We start from the raw sequence: 19,952 nt of genomic DNA, 5'->3' as shown, positions 1-19,952 counted from the left end.
GCAGTAAGCTGAATGGGTCGCGCAACTCCCCGGACCAACTTGGGGCCACGGGCAGCGCGCGACCAGTCCACTTTCCACCGAACTCCTCAGGTATGCGTCGCCCACTCATTCTCGCCGTCTCCGTGTCGGCCCGGCTGCTTACGCTCGTCGCCGCTGGTATCCCCGTCCTCGCCGGGGCCCAGAATGCGCCGGCCATCCCGCACACGACGGTGAGCCGCTACACGCCGCCGCCGCTTCCCGCGGGCAAGAAGGCCATCACGCAGGACACCTACGACGAGTGGCGTACCATCACCGGCGCCGCCATCTCCAACGACGGCAAGTGGGTCGCGTACACGGTCAGCCCAGTCGTCGGCGAAGGGGCCCTCGTGGTACGGGCCACGGCAGGCGCCACGGAGTATGGCGGCATCGCCCGGGGCTTCACCGGTCGTCCCCAGTTGCAGCCGGCCGCCGATTCGGCGGCGCAGTTTAGCGCCCAGCCCGCGCAGTTCAGCGCTGACTCGCGGTTCGTGGCCTTCACGATCTATCCGTCCCGGGCCGAGGTAGAGCGGGCCCGGGGGCGCCGCGGGGTCCCGCAGCCACGCACGGGGCTAGGGCTCGTCAACGTGACCGATGGCGCCGTGACCCGCATCGCCAACGTGCGCTCCTACCGGCTCGCGAGGAATGGCGGCCGCTTCATTGCCTACCTGCTCGACGACACCACGACGGCGCGGCCCAACGGCGCCGCGGGACAGGCGCCCGCACCGGGAGCGGCGGTGGCGCCGCGCCGTGAGTACGGCACCACGCTGGTGCTCCGCGAACTCGCCACCGGCACCGAACGCCGCATCGAGGGCGTCACCAGCTACGTCTTTGATGAAGGCGAAACGCTGCTGGGGTATACAGTGACCACGCGCAACGGGACCGGCAACGGCGCGTTCGTGCACACGCTCGCCACCGGGGCGGTCACCACGCTCGTGGCAGGACCGGCCACGTACCGCGGCTTCACCTTTGATCGCGCCGGCAAGCAGGTCGCCTTCGTGGCTGATGTGAACGACAGCACGCCGCGTCCGCGTTTCTCGGTGTACTACGCATCGCTGCGGCCGGCTAAGGGAAAGCCTGTGGCGGCGCGTCGGTTGGTGGATGCGACCGAGGCACCGGCCGGCCTGACGATCGCCGAGCGTGGGCCGTTGAGCTTCACCCGTGAAGGCAATGGGCTGCTCTTCTCCCTCGGCAACGTGCCGATGGACTCCATCCCGGCCGATTCGCTCGTCGACAAGGCGATCTACGACTTGTGGCACTGGAAGGATGCGTCGATCATGACGCAGCAGAAGGTCAGCGCCAACCGTGATCGCAATCGTACCTACACCGCGCTCTACACCCTGGCGAGCAGCAAGTGGACCCAGCTGGCCAACGATTCCATGCGCGTGGTCGTCAGCAACGACGGCACGCGTGTGCTCGGCCTCAATGCGCTCGAATATGCGATCCCCCAATTCTGGGGCGAAGGCGCGACCGATGCGTATCTGATTGATCCGCTGACCGGCACGCGTACACTGGTGGCCCGGAAGCTCGATGGACAGGCGCAGCTTTCCCCGGGCGCGAATTACGTCACGTGGTTCGAGGACGGGCAGTGGGTTGCGTACGCCACGGCCACCGGGAAGAAGACGGTGCTCACCGACAAGCTGCCGGTGAAATTCCAGGATGAGGAGTTCGATTCCCCCGACGTGCCGCCCCCGTACGGCCTCGGGGGCTGGACGGCCGGTGACAAGCGGGTGCTCGTGTACGATCGCTTCGACATCTGGGAGATCGATCCCTCGGGTGCCGCGGCGCCGAAGAATCTCACCGACGGCGAGGGACGTCGTACCGGTGTGACGTTCCGTGTGATTGATCTCGACCGCGAGGATCCCTTCCTCGATACCACCGCGCCGGTGCTGCTGCGTGCGGTCGATACCCTCACGAAAGCCAGCGGCTTCTGGCGCGACCGCATCGGTGCGGTCGGTCTGCCCGAAAAGATCGTGATGGGTGACCGCAACTACGCGGGGCTGCAGAAGGCCCGTCACGCCGAGCAGTACCTCCTGACCCAGAGCACCTTCCGCGAGTTTCCCGATCTGTGGACGGGGAGCGCCCTCGCGTCGACCACGAAGATCTCCAATGCCAACCCGCAGGAGTCCGAGTATCCGCGCGGCTCCGTGGAGCTGGTGTCGTGGCTCAACGGCGATGGGATTCCGCTCCGCGGCCTGCTGTACAAGCCGGAGAACTTCGACCCCACGCGGCAGTACCCGATGATCGTCTACTTCTATGAGAAGCTGACGGACGGGCTACACAACTATCAGGCGCCAAGTGGCCGCAACACCGTCAACCCGCTGGTCTACAACTCGCTCGGCTACCTGGTGTTCATGCCCGACATCGTGTACACCGATGGGCAGCCCGGACCGAGTGCGGCGAAGTCGATCGTTCCCGGCGTGCAGGCGCTGATCCAGAAGGGGTTTGTGGACCCTCGGCGCGTGGGCATCACCGGTCAGTCGTGGGGCGGCTACCAATCGGCGTATCTCATCACCGTGACCAACATGTTCGCGGCGGCCGTACCCAACGCGACCGTGGTGAACATGACCAGCGCCTACGGGGGTATCCGGTGGCAGTCCGGATTGGCCCGCACGTTCCAATACGAGCACACGCAGAGCCGGATCGGGGGCTCGCTCTGGCAGTACCCCGAGCGCTACATTGAGAATTCGCCCCTGTTCCGCCTCGATCGTGTAACTACGCCGGTGCTGTTCATGGCGAACGACAACGATGGGGCAGTACCTTGGTACCAGGGGATCGAGTTCTACGTGGCCATGAGGCGCCTGCAGAAGGAGGCATACATGGTCGTCTACAACGGTGACGAGCATAACCCGACCAAGCGCGCCAACCAGAAGGACATCGACCGGAAGATGCAGGAATTCTTCGCGGTGAAACTTCTGGGGGCCGAACCGCCGTCGTGGATGGTGCGTGGCATCCCGTTCCTCGAGAAGGGTCGCGACCAGGTCAAGATGTCCAACTCGAATGCGGCCGGCTCCGCGCCGGCTCGCGCTTCCGGAGGCAAGTAAGTGGCGGCAGACGAAATCGATTACCAGATCATTGGCGATGACCTGCAGGCGGTCATTGTGACGCTCGACCCGGGCGAGGCGGTGTTCGCTGAAGCCGGCGCCATGATGTTCATGCGCGAAGGCATCACGATGGCCACCACGCTCGATCCCAACTTCAAGTCGGGGTCCCTCTTCGACAAGCTGATCGGCGCCGGCAAGCGCGTGCTGTCCGGCGAGTCGTTCTTCGTCACGCTCTTCGGCAACAGCGGGGCGCGGCGCGCCGAGGTGGCGTTCGCGGCGCCGTATCCCGGCCGCATCGTGCCACTCAACCTTCGGGACTGGGGCGGCACGGTGCTGGCGCAGAAGGACTCCTTCCTCTGCGCGGCGCGCGGCATCGACCTCTCGGTGGCGTTCACCCGCAGGATCGGCGCCGGCTTCTTCGGTGGGGAGGGCTTCATCCTGCAGAAGCTGCAGGGGGACGGGCTGGCCTTCCTCCACGCGTCGGGGTCGCTCCACGCCATCGACCTGGCGCCCGGCGAGAAGCTCCGCGTCGATACTGGCTGTCTCGTGGCCTTCCAACCCTCGGTCGAATACGACATCCAGACGGTGCCGGGGATCAAGACGGCTCTGTTCGGTGGCGAAGGGTTGTTCTTCGTCCAGATGACCGGTCCCGGTCGCGTGATCCTGCAGACGCTGCCGTTCTCGCGCTTGGCCGACCGGATTATTGCCTCGGCTCCGTCGGCCGGTGGCCGCCGTGTGGGCGAGGGATCGGTGCTGGGCGGCCTGGGTGGCCTCCTCGACGGCGACAACTGACCCTGAGCGTAGGGGCGAGCCGGTCCTCCTGACCGGTCACATTTCTTGTCACAATCTGGGCGGTTCGTGCTGATGGCTCCCTCCATCGGCGCGAACCGTCTAGCTTTCCGCCCCTATGGCTACTCGAATCCAGCCCATCTCCGAGCCGGCGCCTGCCGCGCCGTGGTCCATTGACGCCGCCCGCGCCCTCTACAATGTGGAGGGCTGGGGCGCCGGCTACTTCGACATTAACGCGCGCGGGCACGTCGTCGTGCGTCCCGATCCCTCGCGTCCGCAGCACGCGCTCGATTTGCGCGATCTCGCGGCCGATCTCGAAGGGCAGGGCATTCAGCTGCCTATCCTCCTCCGCTTCTCCGACATCCTGCGGTCGCGCATCGAAACGCTCTCCGAGCGCTTCGCGCAGGCGATCAAGGAGTTCGAGTACACCGGCGGCTACACGACCGTGTATCCGATCAAGGTGAATCAGCAGCGGCACGTGGTCGAGGAGATCGTGCAGTTCGGCAAGACGCACGGGGTCGGCCTCGAGGCGGGCTCCAAGCCCGAGTTGCAGGCGGTGCTGGGGCTCTCGGAATCCACCGAGCACCTCATTGTGTGCAACGGCTATAAGGACCATGAGTTCATGCGGCTCGCGCTCATGGGCCAGAAGCTCGGGCATAAGGTGTTCATCGTGCTCGAGCAGGTGAGCGAGCTCGATGTACTACTCGAGGTGGCGGAGGAGCTCGGCGTGCAGCCCACCTGCGGCGTGCGCATCAAGCTGGCGAGTGAAGGCGCGGGACGGTGGGCTCAAAGCGGCGGGGAGAAGAGCAAGTTCGGCCTTAGCTCGGCCGAGCTCATCAAGCTTATCGACAAGCTGCAGAGCGCCGGGCGTCTCGACATGCTCAAGCTCATCCACTTTCACCTCGGCAGCCAGATCACCGACATCCGTTTCATCAAGTCGGGGCTCGCCGAAGTGGCGCGTTTCTATCTTGAACTGCGCGCGCTCGGCGTAGACATCACGCACGTGGACGTGGGCGGTGGCCTCGGGATCGACTACGACGGCACCAACTCCACCAACAATGCGAGCGTGAATTACACGCTGCAGGAGTACGCCAACGACGTGATCTACACGATCGCCGAGGCGTGCCGTGAGGCGGAGTTGCCCATGCCGCACATCATCAGCGAGTCGGGACGAGCGCTCACGGCCCACCACGCGCTGCTGCTGCTCAAGGTGATCGACGTGGAGTCGCAGGCCGCACAGCCGGTGCCGCCGCTCGACGACGAGGACCACTCGCTACTGCACGAGATGCACGAGGACTGGCGCACGCTCAACGAGCGGGAGCCCAAGCCACGCAAGGTGCTTGAGGTGTACCACGATGCGTCGTTCGATAAGGAACGCGCGCGTCAGTACTTCAATTCGGGCGTGCTCAACCTCCGCGGCCTCGCCAAGGCGGAGGTGCTGTGGCTGGCCACAATGAATGCGATCTATCGCATCGCGAAGGCCGACCCCGATACGTACGAGGATATCCTGCCGGAGCTCGAGCTGTCACTCGTTGACCGGTACTTCTGCAACTTCTCGCTATTCCAATCGCTGCCGGACAGCTGGGCTATCGATCAGCTCTTCCCGATCATGCCCATTCACCGCCTCACCGAGGAGCCGGTGCGCCGCGGCACGTTGCAGGACGTCACCTGCGACTCCGACGGGAAGATTGATCGCTTCGTGGGAGACAAGAACGGCCGGCCGAGTCTCGAGCTGCACGAATTCCGCGACGGGGAAGACTACATCCTCGGCATTTTCCTCACGGGCGCCTATCAGGAGATTCTGGGCGACCTGCACAACCTGTTCGGTGATACCAACGCCGTCCACGTGCGTATGAACGAACACGGTGGCTACGACATCACCGATCTGGTGGAAGGCGACACCGTCACGGAAGTGCTCAACTACGTGCAGTTCGGCGCCTCACAGCTGCTGGCCACGTTCCGCCGCAAGGTGAATTCGTCCAAGGGGCTCACGCGCGACGAGATGAACGCATTCATCGCGGACTTCGTGGCTGGGCTGGAAGGCTACACATACCTCGAAGGAGAAGCCGCGCGATGAGCGAAGCGACCATGGGATCTGGCAAGAAGGGCAGTGTCTGGGAGGATGTACTCGAGGTGCTGTGGGCTCCGTCGACCGTGTTCGAGCGCTCGGCGGGCGCGGGGGTGGGCCTGTACATGCTGGTGCTTACGGCCATCCTTGCCATCATCGTGTTTGCCACGAAGGGGCTGCTCCAGCCCTACATCGATGCCAACTACGATTTGCAGATGATCCAGCTGGCGAAGCGCGGAGGGAAGCCGATTCCTGCCGAGGCGGTCGCCGCCGGACGCACCGTGGCCGGCTACGTCTTTCTCGGCTTCTCCGTGCTCACACCGGTCATCGGTGGCTTCTTCGGCGGTCTCACCACATGGGGGGGAGCGAAGATCCTCGGTGTTCCCCTCACGGTGGGGCGTGCCATCTTCATCGCCACGCTGTCCACCGTCCCACGCATCGTGGCGGTCCTCGCCACGGCAGTGCAGGGCGCGGTGCTCGATAGCGCCGGCGCGACGTCGTTCTTCTCCGCCTCGCTGGGCCCCGCGCGCTTCCTCGATGCCACTACCGCCTCACCGGCGGTGCTGGCGCTCCTCGGCAGCCTCGATCTTTTCGCGGTCTGGGGGGTGGTGATCACCGCGGTCGGCATCTCGGTCGTGGCGCGCGTGTCCCGGGGCACCGGCTGGGCGGCATCTGTGGTGGCCTGGGGTATTGCCATGGCGCTGACCCTCATTCCCACGGCATTCAGCTGAGAACGGGCGCCCGCCGGGCGGGACAACGGCGCGTCGGGGCGGTACGTTGTAGCGGCAACGGTCTTCCCACCTGTCCCTCCCGCCGCATCCGATGCAATTCGACGCCAAGCTGCTCCTGCTCGTCGGCCTCGCCCTGGTCGCCGTCTACCACATCGTCTCGCTCGTTCGTGGACTCCCCAAGCTCGGGCCACTCACGCCCACCCCGGGACTGATCCTCAGCGGCACCGTCACCGACTTCTTCGATACGCTTGGTATCGGGTCGTTTGCGACGAACACCACGATCTACCGCGCGACCAAGTGGGTGAAGGATGCGCTCATTCCCGGCACGCTCAACGCCGGGCACACGATGTCCACGCTCGCGCAAGCGTTCATCTACACGCAGGTGGTCGAGGTCGAGCCGATCACGCTGATCGGCATGATCGCCGCCGCCGTGATCGGTTCGTGGGTCGGCGCAGGACTGGTGGCGAAGTGGCCCACGCAACGCATCCAGCTGGGGATGGGGCTGTGTCTCGGTGCCGCGGCACTCCTCACCGTGGCCCAGGCGGCGGGCAAGATTCCCGGTGGAGGCGAGGCGATCGGCTTGTCCGGCGCCAAGCTGGCGATCGCCCTCGTCGGTAACTTCGGTCTCGGCATTCTCATGACGATCGGCATCGGCCTCTACGGGCCCTGCCTGCTGCTCGTCAGCGTGCTCGGCATGAACCCCGCCGCCGGTTTCCCGATCATGATGGGCAGCTGCGCCTTCCTCATGCCGTTCGCGAGCGATCGCTTCATCCGGCTCGGCAAGGTCGATCCGCGCGCGGTGGTGGGCAACATCATCGGCGGCGTCCCCGCCGTGCTGGTCGCGGCCTACATCGTGAAGTCGCTGCCGCTCACCGCACTGCGCTGGCTCGTCGCCGTCGTGGTCGCCTACACCGCTATCACGCTGCTCATGTCGGCGCGACGGAAGACGGTGGAGGCGGCGGCGTAGGACGCACTGCGCACGGACACCTGCGACTGAAAACTCCCCCGGACATCACGCGATGCCCGGGGGAGTTCTCCGTTTTCAGTGAACCTGCTCAGTGCGCAGTGCGCAGTGGCAGGCTCAGCGACCGTACCGCTTCGACACTTCCGCCCAGTTCACCACGTTCCAGAAGGCTCCGAGGTAATCGGCGCGGCGGTTCTGGTACTTGAGGTAGTAGGCGTGCTCCCACACATCCGCGCCGAGGATGGCATGCTTGCCGTCCATGAGCGGGTTGTCCTGATTGGGCGTGCTCATGATCGACAGCTCGCCGTTGTTGGACACCAGCCAGGCCCAGCCCGAGCCGAAACGACCCATGCCGGCGGCCTGGAACTGCTCCTTGAACGCGGCGAACGACCCGAAGGCCTTGGTGATCGCGTCGGCCAGGGCGCCCGTGGGCTCACCGCCAGCATTCGGCGCCATCAGCTGCCAGAACAACGAGTGGTTCCAGTGGCCGCCGCCGTTGTTGCGTACCGCGGTCCGTACGGCCTCCGGCACGTCGTTGATCTTGCGGCACAGGTCATCAAGCGACCACGACGCGATCTCGGGCGCCTTCTCGATGGCGGCGTTGAGGTTCGTGACGTACGCCTGGTGATGCTTGCCATGATGGATGTTCATGGTCTGGGCATCGATGTGCGGCTCGAGCGCTTCGGGCGCGTACGGCAGCGGTGGCAGAGTATGAGCCATGTTCAGCGTCTCCGGATGGATGAGAATGCGAATGACGGACGATACGGACGATGATGCAGCGCGCGCGAATCAGGCCTTCCCGGTCTTCTTCCCGCGCTCGCGAATCCACGCGATGATTCCCGGCAGAATCGACAGGAACACCACCAGCAGAATGATCTTCTCCACGTGCTTGGCCACGCCCGGCACCGTGCGCGCCAGCACCCAGCCGGTGAGCAGCATGCTCCAGATCCAGAGCACGCCCCCCGCCACGTTGTACATCAGGAACGAACGGTACTCCATGCGTCCCACGCCCGCCACGACGGGGGCGAAGGTGCGCACGATCGGCATGAAGCGCGCGATGATGATGGTCTTGCCGCCGTGCTTCTCGTAGAACGCCTGCGCCCTCAGCAGGTGATCCTTGTGGAAGAAGAGGGAGTCCTCTCGTGTGAAAATGCGGGGGCCCGTGGCCTTCCCCACGTTGTACCCCACGGTATCGCCCACGATGGCGGCCACCGTCAGGATGCCGCCCAAGAGCCACACGTTGAGCCCGAAGCTCGGATCGGCGGCCAGCAGCCCCGCGGTCACCAACAGGGAGTCGCCGGGGAGGAAGAACCCCACCAGGAGGCCGGTTTCGGCGAAAATGATCAGCGTAAGCCCCACATAGCCTGCCCACTGCACGAGGGCCGGCAGGTCGCGGAGACGCTCGAAGAACTGGGTAAGAAATTCCAAACCGGCATCCGGTACACGTGAGGCCGGCGCCACCTGCTCGTGGCGCCCGACGAGCAGGAAAGCTCAATGGGCTTGCCGTTGGGGTCAACCGCACGCGAGCTTCGAGTCGTATCTGCATCACCCGTCCGTCCCGCCCACGACGCGCTCCCGACGCCTCGGGCATCAGGAGATGGACCTAGGCGGCGAACGGGTCTCCGCGGCGCGCTGGATGCATCGCGACGACCCCCGTCGCCTCCTCGCCGCGCTGTCTTGCTCTCGCCGACCGTTCAGCGACCATCTCGTGCTGCTTCCGATCGACCTCACCGCCCGTCGTATCGCGACCGCCCCCGGCACGTCACTGGGGGCGCTGGCCGATGCCCTCACGGGTGAGCTCACGCCGCTCCTGCACGCTGCCCTTCCCATTCCTGCCCAGAAGGCGCGGCTGACCCGTGGTGGTGGACGGTGCCCGGAGCACGGACGACGGCTCGACTTCAATCCCTGGCGCCCACAGGCGCACCATTGTCCCCGGTGCGCACGCGACTACGGAGGACCGGAACACGATCAGTGGTGGGCCATGGGGGCCCAGCTCTGGACCGCCGAGCGGGCCGTTCACGCCGCGGCACTCCACGCGGTGCGCGGCGACGCATGCCATCGGGATCTCGCGGTGCGCATCCTCGATACGTTCGCCGCGCGATACCTCACGTGGCCGAACGCCAACAACGCACTCGGCCCATCGCACCCGTTCTTCAGCACCTCTCTCGAGTCCATCTGGCTGATCAACATCGCGCACGCACTGGCGCTGCTTGAGGCCGCACCGGGGGGCGGCGCGGCGCAGGTCCGCACACTCGGCGGCATCGTGCGCGACCGTTTGCTGTCCCCGAGCAGTGCACTCATCGCGTCCTTCCACGAGGGACACTCCAGTCGTCAGGTGTGGAACGAGGTGGCCGTGCTCAGCGCGCTGACGATGCTGGAGCGCACGCCCGACGCGCTCGCGCGTGCGCACGCCCCGAGCTCGTTGCTTTCCCTGCTACAGGACGGGGTGCTCCCGGACGGCAGCTGGTACGAAGGAGAGCACTCCCACCAGTTCGCGCATCGGGGACTCTGGTACGGCGTGCAGTGGCTGGCTGCCGTCGGCGCGCCCTTGCCTCGTGAACTCGATGCGCGCTTTCACGAGGGCTTTGTGACGCCGTTCGCGGGACTGCTCCCCGACGACACACTCCCCGCTCGTCGCGACGCACCGTACGCCGTCTCCGTGCGGCAGTGGCACTGGGCCGAATGGTGCGAGCTTGGCTACGCGCATCGCGCCGACGTGCGCCTCGCCGGGTTGCTGTCGCGCCTCTACGATCACACCACGGCATCGCAGCCAGTGGAGACGCACGCGGTTGCCCGCGCTTGTTCCACCGCCGATGCCGCACGGAATGGACCGCCCACCCAACTTTCGCGCGCCGACTGCTCGTGGCGTGCGCTGCTTGTCGCAGCGGCAGCGCCGGTGCCAGCCGGTGCGTGGGCACCGACCAGCCTGGTGCAACCGGCGCAGGGCCTGGCCGTGCTCCGGCGCGAACAGGCGCAGGTGTACGTGGCGCTCGAAGGTGGCGTGACCGGTGGTGGCCACGGGCACCCGGATCGGCTCGGACTGACCCTGCAGATCGGTGCACAGCGGATCCTCGACGACCCCGGCACCGGCAGCTCCGTGGAGCGCGTGTCGCATTGGGATCGGAGCACCCTCGCGCCCCACGCACTGTTCGTGGACGGTGCGCCGCAGGCCTGTACCCCTGCCGCGCTGGTCGCCTTCGAGGATCGCGGCGGCGCCGGATGGATCGTCAAGCAGGTCGATGGCCTCGCACCAGGCGTGCGTGCCACGCGCCGCGTCATCGTGTGTGACGGCTATCTCGTCGACGTGCTCGATTGGGAGAGTGAGCGCGAGGTGTCGTTCTCGTTGGCCGTCGCGGCGGGCGCGTGGGACACCACCATCCCCGCGTGGAGGGCCTCCGTCCGTGCCAGTGCGGGCGGGCTCGAGGACGGTGGGGATTCTCTCGCCAACGTCGAAGACGCTGACGGGGCACCCGGCACCGTGGCCTTCGAGTCACTAGGGAACGAGGCACAGCGGCTGGTGCGTGCGTGGTACACCACCCTCACCCCCGCCAGATGGACACGGGCGCTCGCCCCCAGTGCGCCCGGCACCGCGCCGGTCACCCGGTACCTCGTGACCGAACGGGGCACGGCCGGTCGCATGGTGGGAGTGTGGAGTTGGGCCGTGCCGGAGGCGTCACACGAGGCGCGCACCACCACCGTGGCCACCAGCGTCAGCCTCGACGCCGGCGGCACGCCGGTCGCGATCGTCACGACCGCTGACGGGACCACGGCCTCGCACGAGCCGGCGCCGCACGGCTGGCATATCAGCCTCCTGGCGCGGCATGCCCGCAGCAGCATCGATCTCGAAGGGTGGTGCACCGGCGCACCGCCCATCGACCCCGCGGCCACCCGTCCAGCCCTGCCCGCGCTCCCAATCGTGGCGGTCCCGCTCGTGGCCCCCGCGGTCATCGAACACGACGGTCCCGTCATCGAGGGGAGTGCGATGTACCAACTCAGCGCGGCGTCATACGTGGCCACTGAAGAGGCGTTTGGCGGCACCAATAGCCCCGAGGCGCTGGTGTCGCTCGCCGCCGATCCTGCGCGTTTCGTGATCCGCGTCGCCGTGCGCCTGTCACGCGCGCCACACCCGGGGGGCGGCGGTACGGCGGAGCAGGCACCCGACAATCCGCTCGACAACGAACGTGCCGACATCAACGCGGACGGGCTCCAGCTTCGGTGGGGAGATCCCGCGTCGACCGCATGGCGTGGCGGCGTGTTGGTGGTACCCACCCACGGGACCGCGGCCCGTGTGACCGCGCTTGTTCCGGGTGCGCCGCGTCCCGACGTGACGAGTCGCAGCTCGGATGACGGCTGGACCATGCAGCTGACATGGCCTCGCACGGTGCTGCTCGGACACGCCATCCGTCTCGCATTGGCCGTGAACGAGTGCCCACCGTGGCGCGAGCGCCGGCGCGGGCAATTACTCCTTCAGGGGGGCGGCGGCTTCGGGTACCTGCGCGGCGATCGCTTCGAGCCTTCGCAGGAAGTCATCGTGCACCTTCCCGTCACCGGGTCGCCCCCGCCCTCGGCAGACTGAACGCCACGGACCGGCTATCTTCCGGCCATGTCCGAATCCATTCTCCATCAGGTCACCGTCGTCCTTTACGAGTCGCAGGACTCGATCAACATCGGCGGCGTCGTGCGCGCCATGAAGAACATGGGGGTACGCGACCTGCGGCTGATCCGGCCGTGCCCGTACGATCCCAATCGTATCGAGCAGGTCGCGCACGACACGCGCGACATCGTGGAGCGGATCCGCCACTTCGACACCATCGACGAGGCGCTGGCCGACTGCGTGTACGTGGTCGGCTACTCCGGGCGGCGACAGGCGGCACGGTGGCCGCGCCACACGCCGCGCTCCGCTGCCGTCGACATGCTCGAGCACGCGCGGACCGGACGGGTGGCGATCATGATGGGGCGCGAGGATCATGGCCTCCCCAACGAAGCACTCGACCGCTCCAACGCCATCTGCACCATTCCCACCACCGAGCACTTCTCGCTCAACGTGGCGCAAGCCTGCCTGCTCGGGCTCTATGAGCTGCACGTCCTCGCGGATGATGCCACCAAGGCCATCCCTGCGCCGCGCCACAGGTCGCCCGCGCCGACCAAGGACGAGTACGAGATGACCTTCGCCGACATGCAGCGCGCGCTCGAAGGCATCGCCTATTTCAAGACGCGAAACGAGGAGCTCATGATGCGGAGCTTCCGCTCGTTGGTGTTCCGGGCTGCCCCCGATTCGCGGGAATTGCTGCTGCTGCGTACCGCCAGCATCGAGGTCTTGCGCACCATCGAGCGCGAGTCGCGACTGGCCGTGCAGCGCGCGCTCGCAGCCCCCGACGCATGACCCATGGTAGCTCCATCGGGAGCAAACGCCCCGATGCGCGCGATATCCGCGGCGGTGGAATCGCGCAGGTCGCGTGCCCGGCGCGATGGCCACGGATCAGGCGTTCCTTGCTGCCGGAGTGATGCCCATGAGTGCCCCTGACAACACCGCATCCATTGCGTCCACTGGTCATGGCTGTGTCGACCCACTCGGTGGGCCGGACCTGCTCATCGATCCGCATGCGCATTTCCATACGCCGCTCAGCAATCGTACCGACTGGATGCGCTACAATGCCTCGCGCCTCGACTTTGGTGAGCGCATCGGCATCCGCTGTCACGTGGCGTCGATCCTCGGGGCGTGGGGCCACACGTCGCCGACCGACTTCACATCGCCGCACGATCAGACCCTCGCCAACGATTGCATGTTCGACCTCGCGGAGCGCGAGGCCCCGCGGGTCAAGGCGTTTGTGGCGGTCAATCCCAACTTTACGGCGCATGCGCTGACGGAGATCACGCGCGGTATGGCACGCGGGGCGGTGGGGATCACGCTCGCGGCGGGGCGGCGCACCACCGACTTCGCCTTGCTCGATGACATTGCCTCAGCGGCGGCGCAGTATGGCGTGCCGGTGCTGCAGCACATCTGGCAGCATCGGCGCCGGGAATGGCCCAATCAGGAGGCGTTCGATGGGGTGGAACTGGCGCAACTCGCGGTGCGCCACCCGCGCGTCACCTTCTTGCTCGCGCCGATCGGCGGTGGTGATTGGGGGCACACCATCCCGGCCGTGCGCGACGTGCCCAACATCGCGATGGCGCTCTCGGGGAGCGGCATCGACCGCGGCATGATCGACGAGGCCCTGCGCTGGGTCGGTGCCTCTCGGCTACTGTGGGCGTGCGATCTCACGTTGTGCGCCGGCCTTACCAAGCTGCGCGCGCTCGCGTACACCGGCGCCTCGCCGGAGGAGATCGCCGCCATGCGCTGGCGCAACGCGGTGCGGATCTTTCCGGCTGGTACCTTCGACGCCGCGCTGGCTCGCCCGCTCGCGCTGCCGCTGGCCCAAGCCGTGGCACCGACCACGGAGGCCGCATGACCGCCCCCGGGACGACGCTGGTGTCGGGCGGGCCCGTCGACGTGACCGCCTGGATCGGCGGCTATCCATTTCGCGACCTTCCGCATCCGGAGCCGGCCGTCCTCGCTCGCGTGCTTGAGCGGGAGGGGTTCGCCGCGGCGTGGGTGGGGCATCTCCCCGGCGCATTCCATCGCGATCCGGTCCCGAGCAACCGCGCCCTCTACGAGGCCCTCGCCCCGCACCGTAGCGTGCTGCAGCCGGCCCCGATCATCCGGCCGGACTGGCCGGGGTGGGAGGAGCAGCTACGGCTGGCCCACGATGAGGGGGCGCCCGCCATTCGCGCCTATCCCACGCTGTGGGGGCTCGGGCCGGGGCACGGGGGGATGGCGGAGCTCGCGCTGGCCTGCGGCGAGGCCGGGCTGGTCCTGCACCTCACGGTGCGCTTCGAGGATCTGCGGCAGGGCCATCACCTCGACTCGGCTAGCGATCTCTCCGCGGCGCATGTGCGGCCGCTGGCCCGTCTGTCTGGGTCACGGGCACGCCTCGTGGTGGCCGGCGCCGGCCGCGACCTGATCGAGGAAATCCACGGGGGGCTTACCCCGACGGAACAGGAGCGGGTGTGGTATGACTGGCACTGGATCTGGGGGCCGCCGGAGGACCACTTCGCGCACCTGGTCGCCACGATCGGCCCGGAGCGCCTCGCGTGGAGCTCCTGGTGGCCCTTGCGACTCACGCAGCAGGCCAGGGCGCTGGTGGACCTGCTGCCCGATGGTGGGGCAGGCACGGCCAATCGGTTTGCGCACGGCGGCACCATCCGTCCCTGAGCTCCTGCGGCCAGTCGCCGTGTCCGAAAGGCGGCGGAGTCGACCACATCGTGTCTCGGGTTTTGCCCGCACACACGTCGGAAAATTTGCGGGAACCGAACGGAAATCCGTCCGTTATGGCTCCGGGCGCGTAGATGTCCAAACCTGTCGGCCCGCAAGGGGCGCAAATGCCTTACGTGATGCTACGTCATGCACTTGCGTACAAATACGGCCACGGTAATACTTCGCGCTTGCAAAAATTTGGGTGACACCGACTTACACGGTTGGATCCGGTTCGTTCCAGAGCCCGTCTGACCGCGTGGTCCCATGATCGCATGACACGCGCCACGCCCTGCACCGCGGCAGGGGAGGAGCGACGTCATGCATGTCGTGTGTGCTCCCATCACCTACGCCTAACCGGCATTCCTTACCGGCACACGAGATGACGGTCAAGAAGAAGTGGACGGTGATCCCCGGGTTCCTCGCTCTTGCCGCAGCGGCCACGCTGCTGTCGGCGTACAGCGGCGCGTCGTCGTCGCAGGGCAAGGCCGTCGAGCAGCCCGTCAAGTTCGTCCATGCACCGCACGTGCAGAAGGCAGGCATGAACTGCCTGTACTGCCACAGCGCCGCGAACAAGGCGCCCGACCCGGGTAATGCGTCGGTTTCGACGTGCATGGGCTGTCACACGCTCGTGAAGCCCCAGTCTGCCGAGATCAAGAAGATCGCGGCGTTCTACCAGAAGGGGCAGCCGATCCCGTGGAACCGTGTGCACAAGGTGCCGGACTACGTCCAGTTCCCGCACATGCGCCACGTGAATGCCGGTGTGACCTGCCAGACCTGCCACGGCCAGATCCAGAATCAGGGCGCGCAGGGGCCGGACACCAACTACGTACCCGTGCAGCAAGTGAACTCGCTCAACATGGGCTGGTGCATCAACTGTCACGTGCAGGGCTACAAGCCCGCGGAAGGTGCTCGCCTTGCGGGTCAGAAGGTGACGCCCGAGCTGGAAGCGATGCCCGCCAAGAAGGCGCGCTACGATTGCGCCGTCTGCCACTACTGATCATCGACCCTCGATCACGATGAGCACAGAAGCGGGGACCGGCGTCAAGCGCCGCGAGTTCCTCAAGATCCTGGGCGCCACGGGCGCCACGACGGCGGTAGTGGGTTGCTCCTCCGAAAAGGTGGGCAAGCTCATCCCGTACGTCGCCTCTCCCGACAACACCGTTCCGGGTGTGTCGCAGTACTACGCAACGACTTGCCGCGAATGCGCAGCGGCCTGCGGCGTGCTCGCCGAGGTCCGTGACGGTCGCCCCATCAAGCTCGAGGGGAACCCCGAGCACCCCATGAACCGTGGCGCGATCTGCGCGACCGGGCTCTCGGCGGTGCAGGGGCTCTACAACCCCGACCGCTATCGCTCCCCCATGGTGCGCGAGGGCAACGCCCTCAAGCCCACCACGTGGGACAAGGCGCTGGAGCTGCTCGCCCAGAAGCTGGGCGAAGTGAAGTCCAAGGGGCAGGCCGGCAGCGTCGTGTTCATCAATCAGCACGAGTCCGGCACCTTCTCCGGCTTCCTCGATCAGTGGCTCTCGGCGAATGGGATGCCGAACCACCTGTCGGTCGATAGCACCGCGCCGATCGCCACGATCGCGGCCAACCAGAAGGCCTATGGGGCCGCCTGGCCGCAGCTCGCCTTCGGTGCGGCCAAGCTTGTGGTCAGCTTCGGTGCCGACTTCCTCGATAACTGGGGCCAGAGCGTTCCGCAGCAGCTCGACTGGGCCGACGCGCGCGCCAAGGTCGACGGCGCGCCGCGCCTCGTCTATGTGGGCCCGCGTCGTTCGCTGACCGGCCTCAACGCCGACCAGTGGATCCCGGCCAAGGCCGGCTCCGAGATGGCGGTGTGCGCCGCGATCGCCGGGCAGGGCACCGCGCAGGCGGCGGCCGATGCCGCCGGCGTGCCGGTCGCCACGATCGAAGCGCTCGTGAAGGCCGTCGCCGAGGCCGGCAACGGCCTCATGGCGCTCTGCGGCACCACCGGCCCTGACGCCGTCGAGTGCGCCACCATGGTCGCCTCGATCAATCAGAAGGCGGGCGCGGTCGGCACGACCATCAAGCCGGCGGCCGGCCACGCGGGTTACGCGGGCCTCGCCTCCTACGCGGATCTCGCGGCGGCGGTGAAGAGCATGGACGCCGGTTCGGTGCCCCTCGCCTTTGTGCGCGGCGCCAACCCGGCGCACACCATGCCCAAGTCGGCCGGGTTCGCGGCGGCGTTCGCCAAGGTGGGCTTCAAGGTCTCCTTCTCGGCCATGCCCGACGAGACCACGCAGCTCGCCGACCTCGTGCTCCCCGACAACCACTGGCTCGAGAGCTGGGGGGACGCCGCGGGCGCCAACGGGCAGCTTGGCCTGCAGCAGCCGACCCTCGAGCCCGTGTTCGACACGCGCTCCACGGCCGACGTGCTCATCACGCTCGCCAAGAAGGATCAGGCGCTGGCGGCGCGCTACAACGTGGCCGACTACCGCACCTGGTACATCAGCAAGTTCCCGGGCGGCGGCTCGGCGTTCACCACCGCGCTGAGCAAGGCGCAGGTGAGCAGCGGTCCGCTCGTGCCCACCAGTGCCCGCTCGCTGGCGGCCGCCGCTCAGGCGCCCGCCGCCGGTGCCGGCGACTTCTTCGTGCACGTCTATGCCTCGTCCACCCTCGGTGACGGCGCCGGCGCGAACAAGCCCTGGCTGCAGGAACTGCCCGACCCCGTCACCAAGATCGCGTGGCAGTCGTGGGTCGAGGTGCACCCCTCCACCGCCAAGAAGCTTGGCATCAAGGAAGGCGCGCACCTCACCGTCGAAACCACCGCGGGCAAGGTCACGGCGCCGGCCTATATCTACATGGGCGTGCGTCCCGACACCGTCGCCATCGCGCTCGGTCAGGGGCACACCGCCTACGGCCGCTTCGCCCAGAACATCGGCGTGAATGCCTACGACCTCGTGCCCTCGGGCTGGGATGCCGCCGGCGCCTTGGCGCTCGGCGCCCTCAAGGGCAAGGTCACGGTGTCGACCGATACGTCGGCGCTCGTCACCACCGAAGGCTCGGCGCGCCAGCACGGCCGCGGTATCGGTCAGGCCATCCCCGTTGGGGTGTTGCTTGGTACCGCGACGGAGAATGAAGAGCATCACCACGAGATCCCCGGCCTGCCGTCGCAGGACTTCAAGGCCGGTCTCAAGTCGCCCGTTGCGGCCGACGCGCAGGGTGAGTTCGCCAACCCCGAGTCCAAGGACAAGGGGATGTACGACCCGAACCACGTGCAGAAGATGGAGAAGCGCCGCTGGGCGATGACCATCGACCTCGCGCGGTGCACGGGCTGCTCGGCGTGCGTGACGGCGTGCTACAGCGAAAACAACATCCCCACCGTGGGAGCGCCGTATCAGGGTCGTGCGCTCAGCCCCACGCAGTGGGACGAGCGTCCGGGTGCGAACATCATCAAGGGCCGCGAAATGGCCTGGATTCGCCTCGAGCGCTACTACGAAGGCAACGACAACACGGAAAACGAGTTCTCGCCGGACTTCGACACCCGTTTCGTGCCGATGATGTGCCAGCACTGCGGCAATGCGCCGTGCGAGCCGGTGTGCCCCGTGTACGCCACGTATCACTCGCCCGACGGCCTCAACGTGCAGGTCTACAACCGTTGCGTCGGTACCCGCTACTGCAGCAACAACTGCCCGTACAAGGTCCGCTACTTCAACTGGTTCGGCTACGGTGAGCCCGAGCGTCGCCAGTATGCGTGGCCGGAGCCGATGCACTGGTCGCTCAACCCCGACGTGACCGTCCGCGGCAAGGGTGTCATGGAGAAGTGCACGTTCTGCGTGCAGCGTATCCGTGAAGCCGAGCACCGCGCGAAGGCGGAAGGCCGCGAGGTCAACGCCGACGAGTTCACGACGGCCTGCGCCCAGGCCTGCCCGTCGCGCGCCATCGTCTTCGGTGACGCGGCCGACGAGAACTGGACTGTTTCGAAGCTCGCGTATGACCGCCGCGCCTACCACGTGTTCGAGGAACTGAACACGTACACGGCCGTGGTCTATCTCAAGAAGGTCACCTATCCGTCGCCGGCTGCACCGGCGAAGGGCTGAGGAGAGCGCGCATGGCATCCGTCGCACATCCGGTGCGAGAGGGCATTCGTGGGCCGAACATTGCGTCGGCCGACGTCCAGCTCCCCGCAGTCCGTGATTACGAGCAGGTCGATCGCGACATCATCGCGACGTTGGGTTTCACCAAGAAGTGGTTCATGGGGCTGGCCGCCGCTATCGTGGCCATGCTCTGCGGCGCCTCGGCCTGGCTCTACCAGATCTACTGGGGGCTGGGGCAGGCGGGCTACGAACCGCCGGTGATGTGGGGCAACTACATCATCACCTTCGTTTTCTGGGTTGGTATCGGTCACGCCGGAACGCTCATCTCGGCCATCCTGTACCTCTTTCGCGCCGGCTTCCGCACGTCGATCTATCGCGCTGCAGAAGCCATGACGGTGTTCGCCGTCATGACGGCCGGGCTGTTCCCGATCATTCACATCGGGCGTCCGTGGAAGTTCTTCTGGCTGATTCCGTATCCGAACTGGCGCCTCCTGTGGCCGAACTTCAAGTCGCCGCTGGTGTGGGACGTCTTTGCCATCTCGACGTACCTCACCATCTCGACCACGTTCCTTTTCATCGGTCTCATTCCTGACTTCGCGGTCCTCCGCGACAAGGAAACCAACCCCACGCGCAAGCGGATCTACTCGATCCTCTCGCTGGGGTGGCGCAACAGCGACCGTGAATGGCGTCACTTCGCGAAGGCGTACCTGTTCCTCGCCGCCTTCTCGACGCCGCTCGTGTTGTCCGTGCACTCGGTCGTTTCCTTCGACTTCGCCATGGCGCTCACGCCGGGCTGGCACGCGTCGATCTTCCCGCCGTATTTCGTCGCCGGTGCCATCTTCTCCGGCTTCGCGATGGTGTGGACGATCGCCATCCCGATGCGCAAGTGGTTCAAGCTCGAGCACTACATCACGCTCAACCACCTCGACGCGACCGCCAAGGTCGTGCTCTTCACCTCGATGGTGGTCGGCTGCGCGTACCTGATCGAATTC

At 66.8% G+C, this 19,952-nt stretch carries 14 protein-coding genes; 12 read left to right on the top strand and 2 right to left on the bottom strand.

What is annotated here, in order from left to right:
* Nucleotides 1–92 precede the first annotated feature (92 nt).
* The 5 genes from ACIQ51_RS07595 to ACIQ51_RS07575 all read left to right on the top strand — a co-directional run bounded on the left by ACIQ51_RS07595 (nt 93) and on the right by ACIQ51_RS07575 (nt 7,614).
* Nucleotides 93–3,059, top strand: a complete 2,967-nt coding sequence (locus tag ACIQ51_RS07595) for an alpha/beta hydrolase family protein (protein ID WP_396204427.1) — start codon at nt 93–95, stop codon at nt 3,057–3,059.
* Nucleotides 3,060–3,851 (top strand): TIGR00266 family protein, encoded by a 792-nt coding sequence (locus tag ACIQ51_RS07590; RefSeq protein WP_396204426.1) that lies wholly within the window; start codon nt 3,060–3,062, stop codon nt 3,849–3,851.
* A gap of 115 nt (nt 3,852–3,966) precedes the next feature.
* Complete coding sequence (gene speA, locus ACIQ51_RS07585) at nt 3,967–5,925, top strand: biosynthetic arginine decarboxylase (protein ID WP_396204425.1); 1,959 nt, start codon at nt 3,967–3,969, stop codon at nt 5,923–5,925.
* Nucleotides 5,922–6,647 carry a hypothetical protein gene (locus ACIQ51_RS07580; RefSeq protein ID WP_396204424.1) on the top strand — a complete coding sequence of 242 codons (726 nt, stop codon included), beginning with the start codon at nt 5,922–5,924 and terminating at the stop codon, nt 6,645–6,647. The genes speA and ACIQ51_RS07580 overlap by 4 nt, the downstream gene beginning before the upstream one ends.
* Before the next feature lie 91 nt (nt 6,648–6,738).
* Complete coding sequence (locus tag ACIQ51_RS07575) at nt 6,739–7,614, top strand: permease (protein WP_396204423.1); 876 nt, start codon at nt 6,739–6,741, stop codon at nt 7,612–7,614.
* Nucleotides 7,615–7,728: 114 nt separating this feature from the next.
* Here the strand turns inward: ACIQ51_RS07575 and ACIQ51_RS07570 are convergent, their stop codons facing one another.
* Both ACIQ51_RS07570 and ACIQ51_RS07565 read right to left on the bottom strand, forming a co-directional pair.
* Nucleotides 7,729–8,331, bottom strand: coding sequence for a superoxide dismutase (locus ACIQ51_RS07570; RefSeq protein ID WP_396204422.1), 603 nt, complete (start codon nt 8,329–8,331; stop codon nt 7,729–7,731).
* 69 nt (nt 8,332–8,400) lie between these two features.
* Nucleotides 8,401–9,039: a VTT domain-containing protein gene (locus tag ACIQ51_RS07565; RefSeq protein ID WP_396204421.1), complete on the bottom strand. Its 639-nt coding sequence runs from the start codon at nt 9,037–9,039 to the stop codon at nt 8,401–8,403.
* A gap of 208 nt (nt 9,040–9,247) precedes the next feature.
* Here ACIQ51_RS07565 and ACIQ51_RS07560 point away from each other — a divergent pair, with 208 nt between their 5' ends.
* From ACIQ51_RS07560 to nrfD, 7 genes are all read left to right on the top strand, one after another.
* The gene (locus ACIQ51_RS07560; RefSeq protein ID WP_396204420.1) at nt 9,248–12,187 is read left to right on the top strand and encodes a heparinase II/III family protein; all 2,940 of its coding nucleotides are present in this window, start codon (nt 9,248–9,250) and stop codon (nt 12,185–12,187) included.
* Between the two features lie 27 nt (nt 12,188–12,214).
* Entirely contained in the window at nt 12,215–12,994 is a 780-nt protein-coding gene (locus ACIQ51_RS07555; RefSeq protein ID WP_396204419.1) for an RNA methyltransferase, read from the top strand.
* A gap of 127 nt (nt 12,995–13,121) precedes the next feature.
* Entirely contained in the window at nt 13,122–14,060 is a 939-nt protein-coding gene (locus ACIQ51_RS07550) for an amidohydrolase family protein (protein ID WP_396204418.1), read from the top strand.
* Nucleotides 14,057–14,863 carry a hypothetical protein gene (locus tag ACIQ51_RS07545; protein WP_396204417.1) on the top strand — a complete coding sequence of 269 codons (807 nt, stop codon included), beginning with the start codon at nt 14,057–14,059 and terminating at the stop codon, nt 14,861–14,863. Before ACIQ51_RS07550 ends, ACIQ51_RS07545 begins: the two co-directional genes overlap by 4 nt.
* A gap of 421 nt (nt 14,864–15,284) precedes the next feature.
* Nucleotides 15,285–15,902 carry a cytochrome c3 family protein gene (locus ACIQ51_RS07540; RefSeq protein ID WP_396204416.1) on the top strand — a complete coding sequence of 206 codons (618 nt, stop codon included), beginning with the start codon at nt 15,285–15,287 and terminating at the stop codon, nt 15,900–15,902.
* A 19-nt stretch (nt 15,903–15,921) separates the two neighbouring features.
* Nucleotides 15,922–18,963, top strand: a complete 3,042-nt coding sequence (locus tag ACIQ51_RS07535) for a molybdopterin-dependent oxidoreductase (RefSeq protein WP_396204415.1) — start codon at nt 15,922–15,924, stop codon at nt 18,961–18,963.
* 11 nt (nt 18,964–18,974) lie between these two features.
* Nucleotides 18,975–19,952: NrfD/PsrC family molybdoenzyme membrane anchor subunit (nrfD, locus tag ACIQ51_RS07530; protein ID WP_396204414.1), on the top strand; the 978-nt coding region annotated here is incomplete at its 3' end.

It is taken from the genome of Gemmatimonas sp. (genome assembly GCF_044344655.1).
Taxonomy (GTDB): domain Bacteria; phylum Gemmatimonadota; class Gemmatimonadetes; order Gemmatimonadales; family Gemmatimonadaceae; genus Gemmatimonas.
This window is presented reverse-complemented; position numbering and strand designations above follow the sequence as displayed.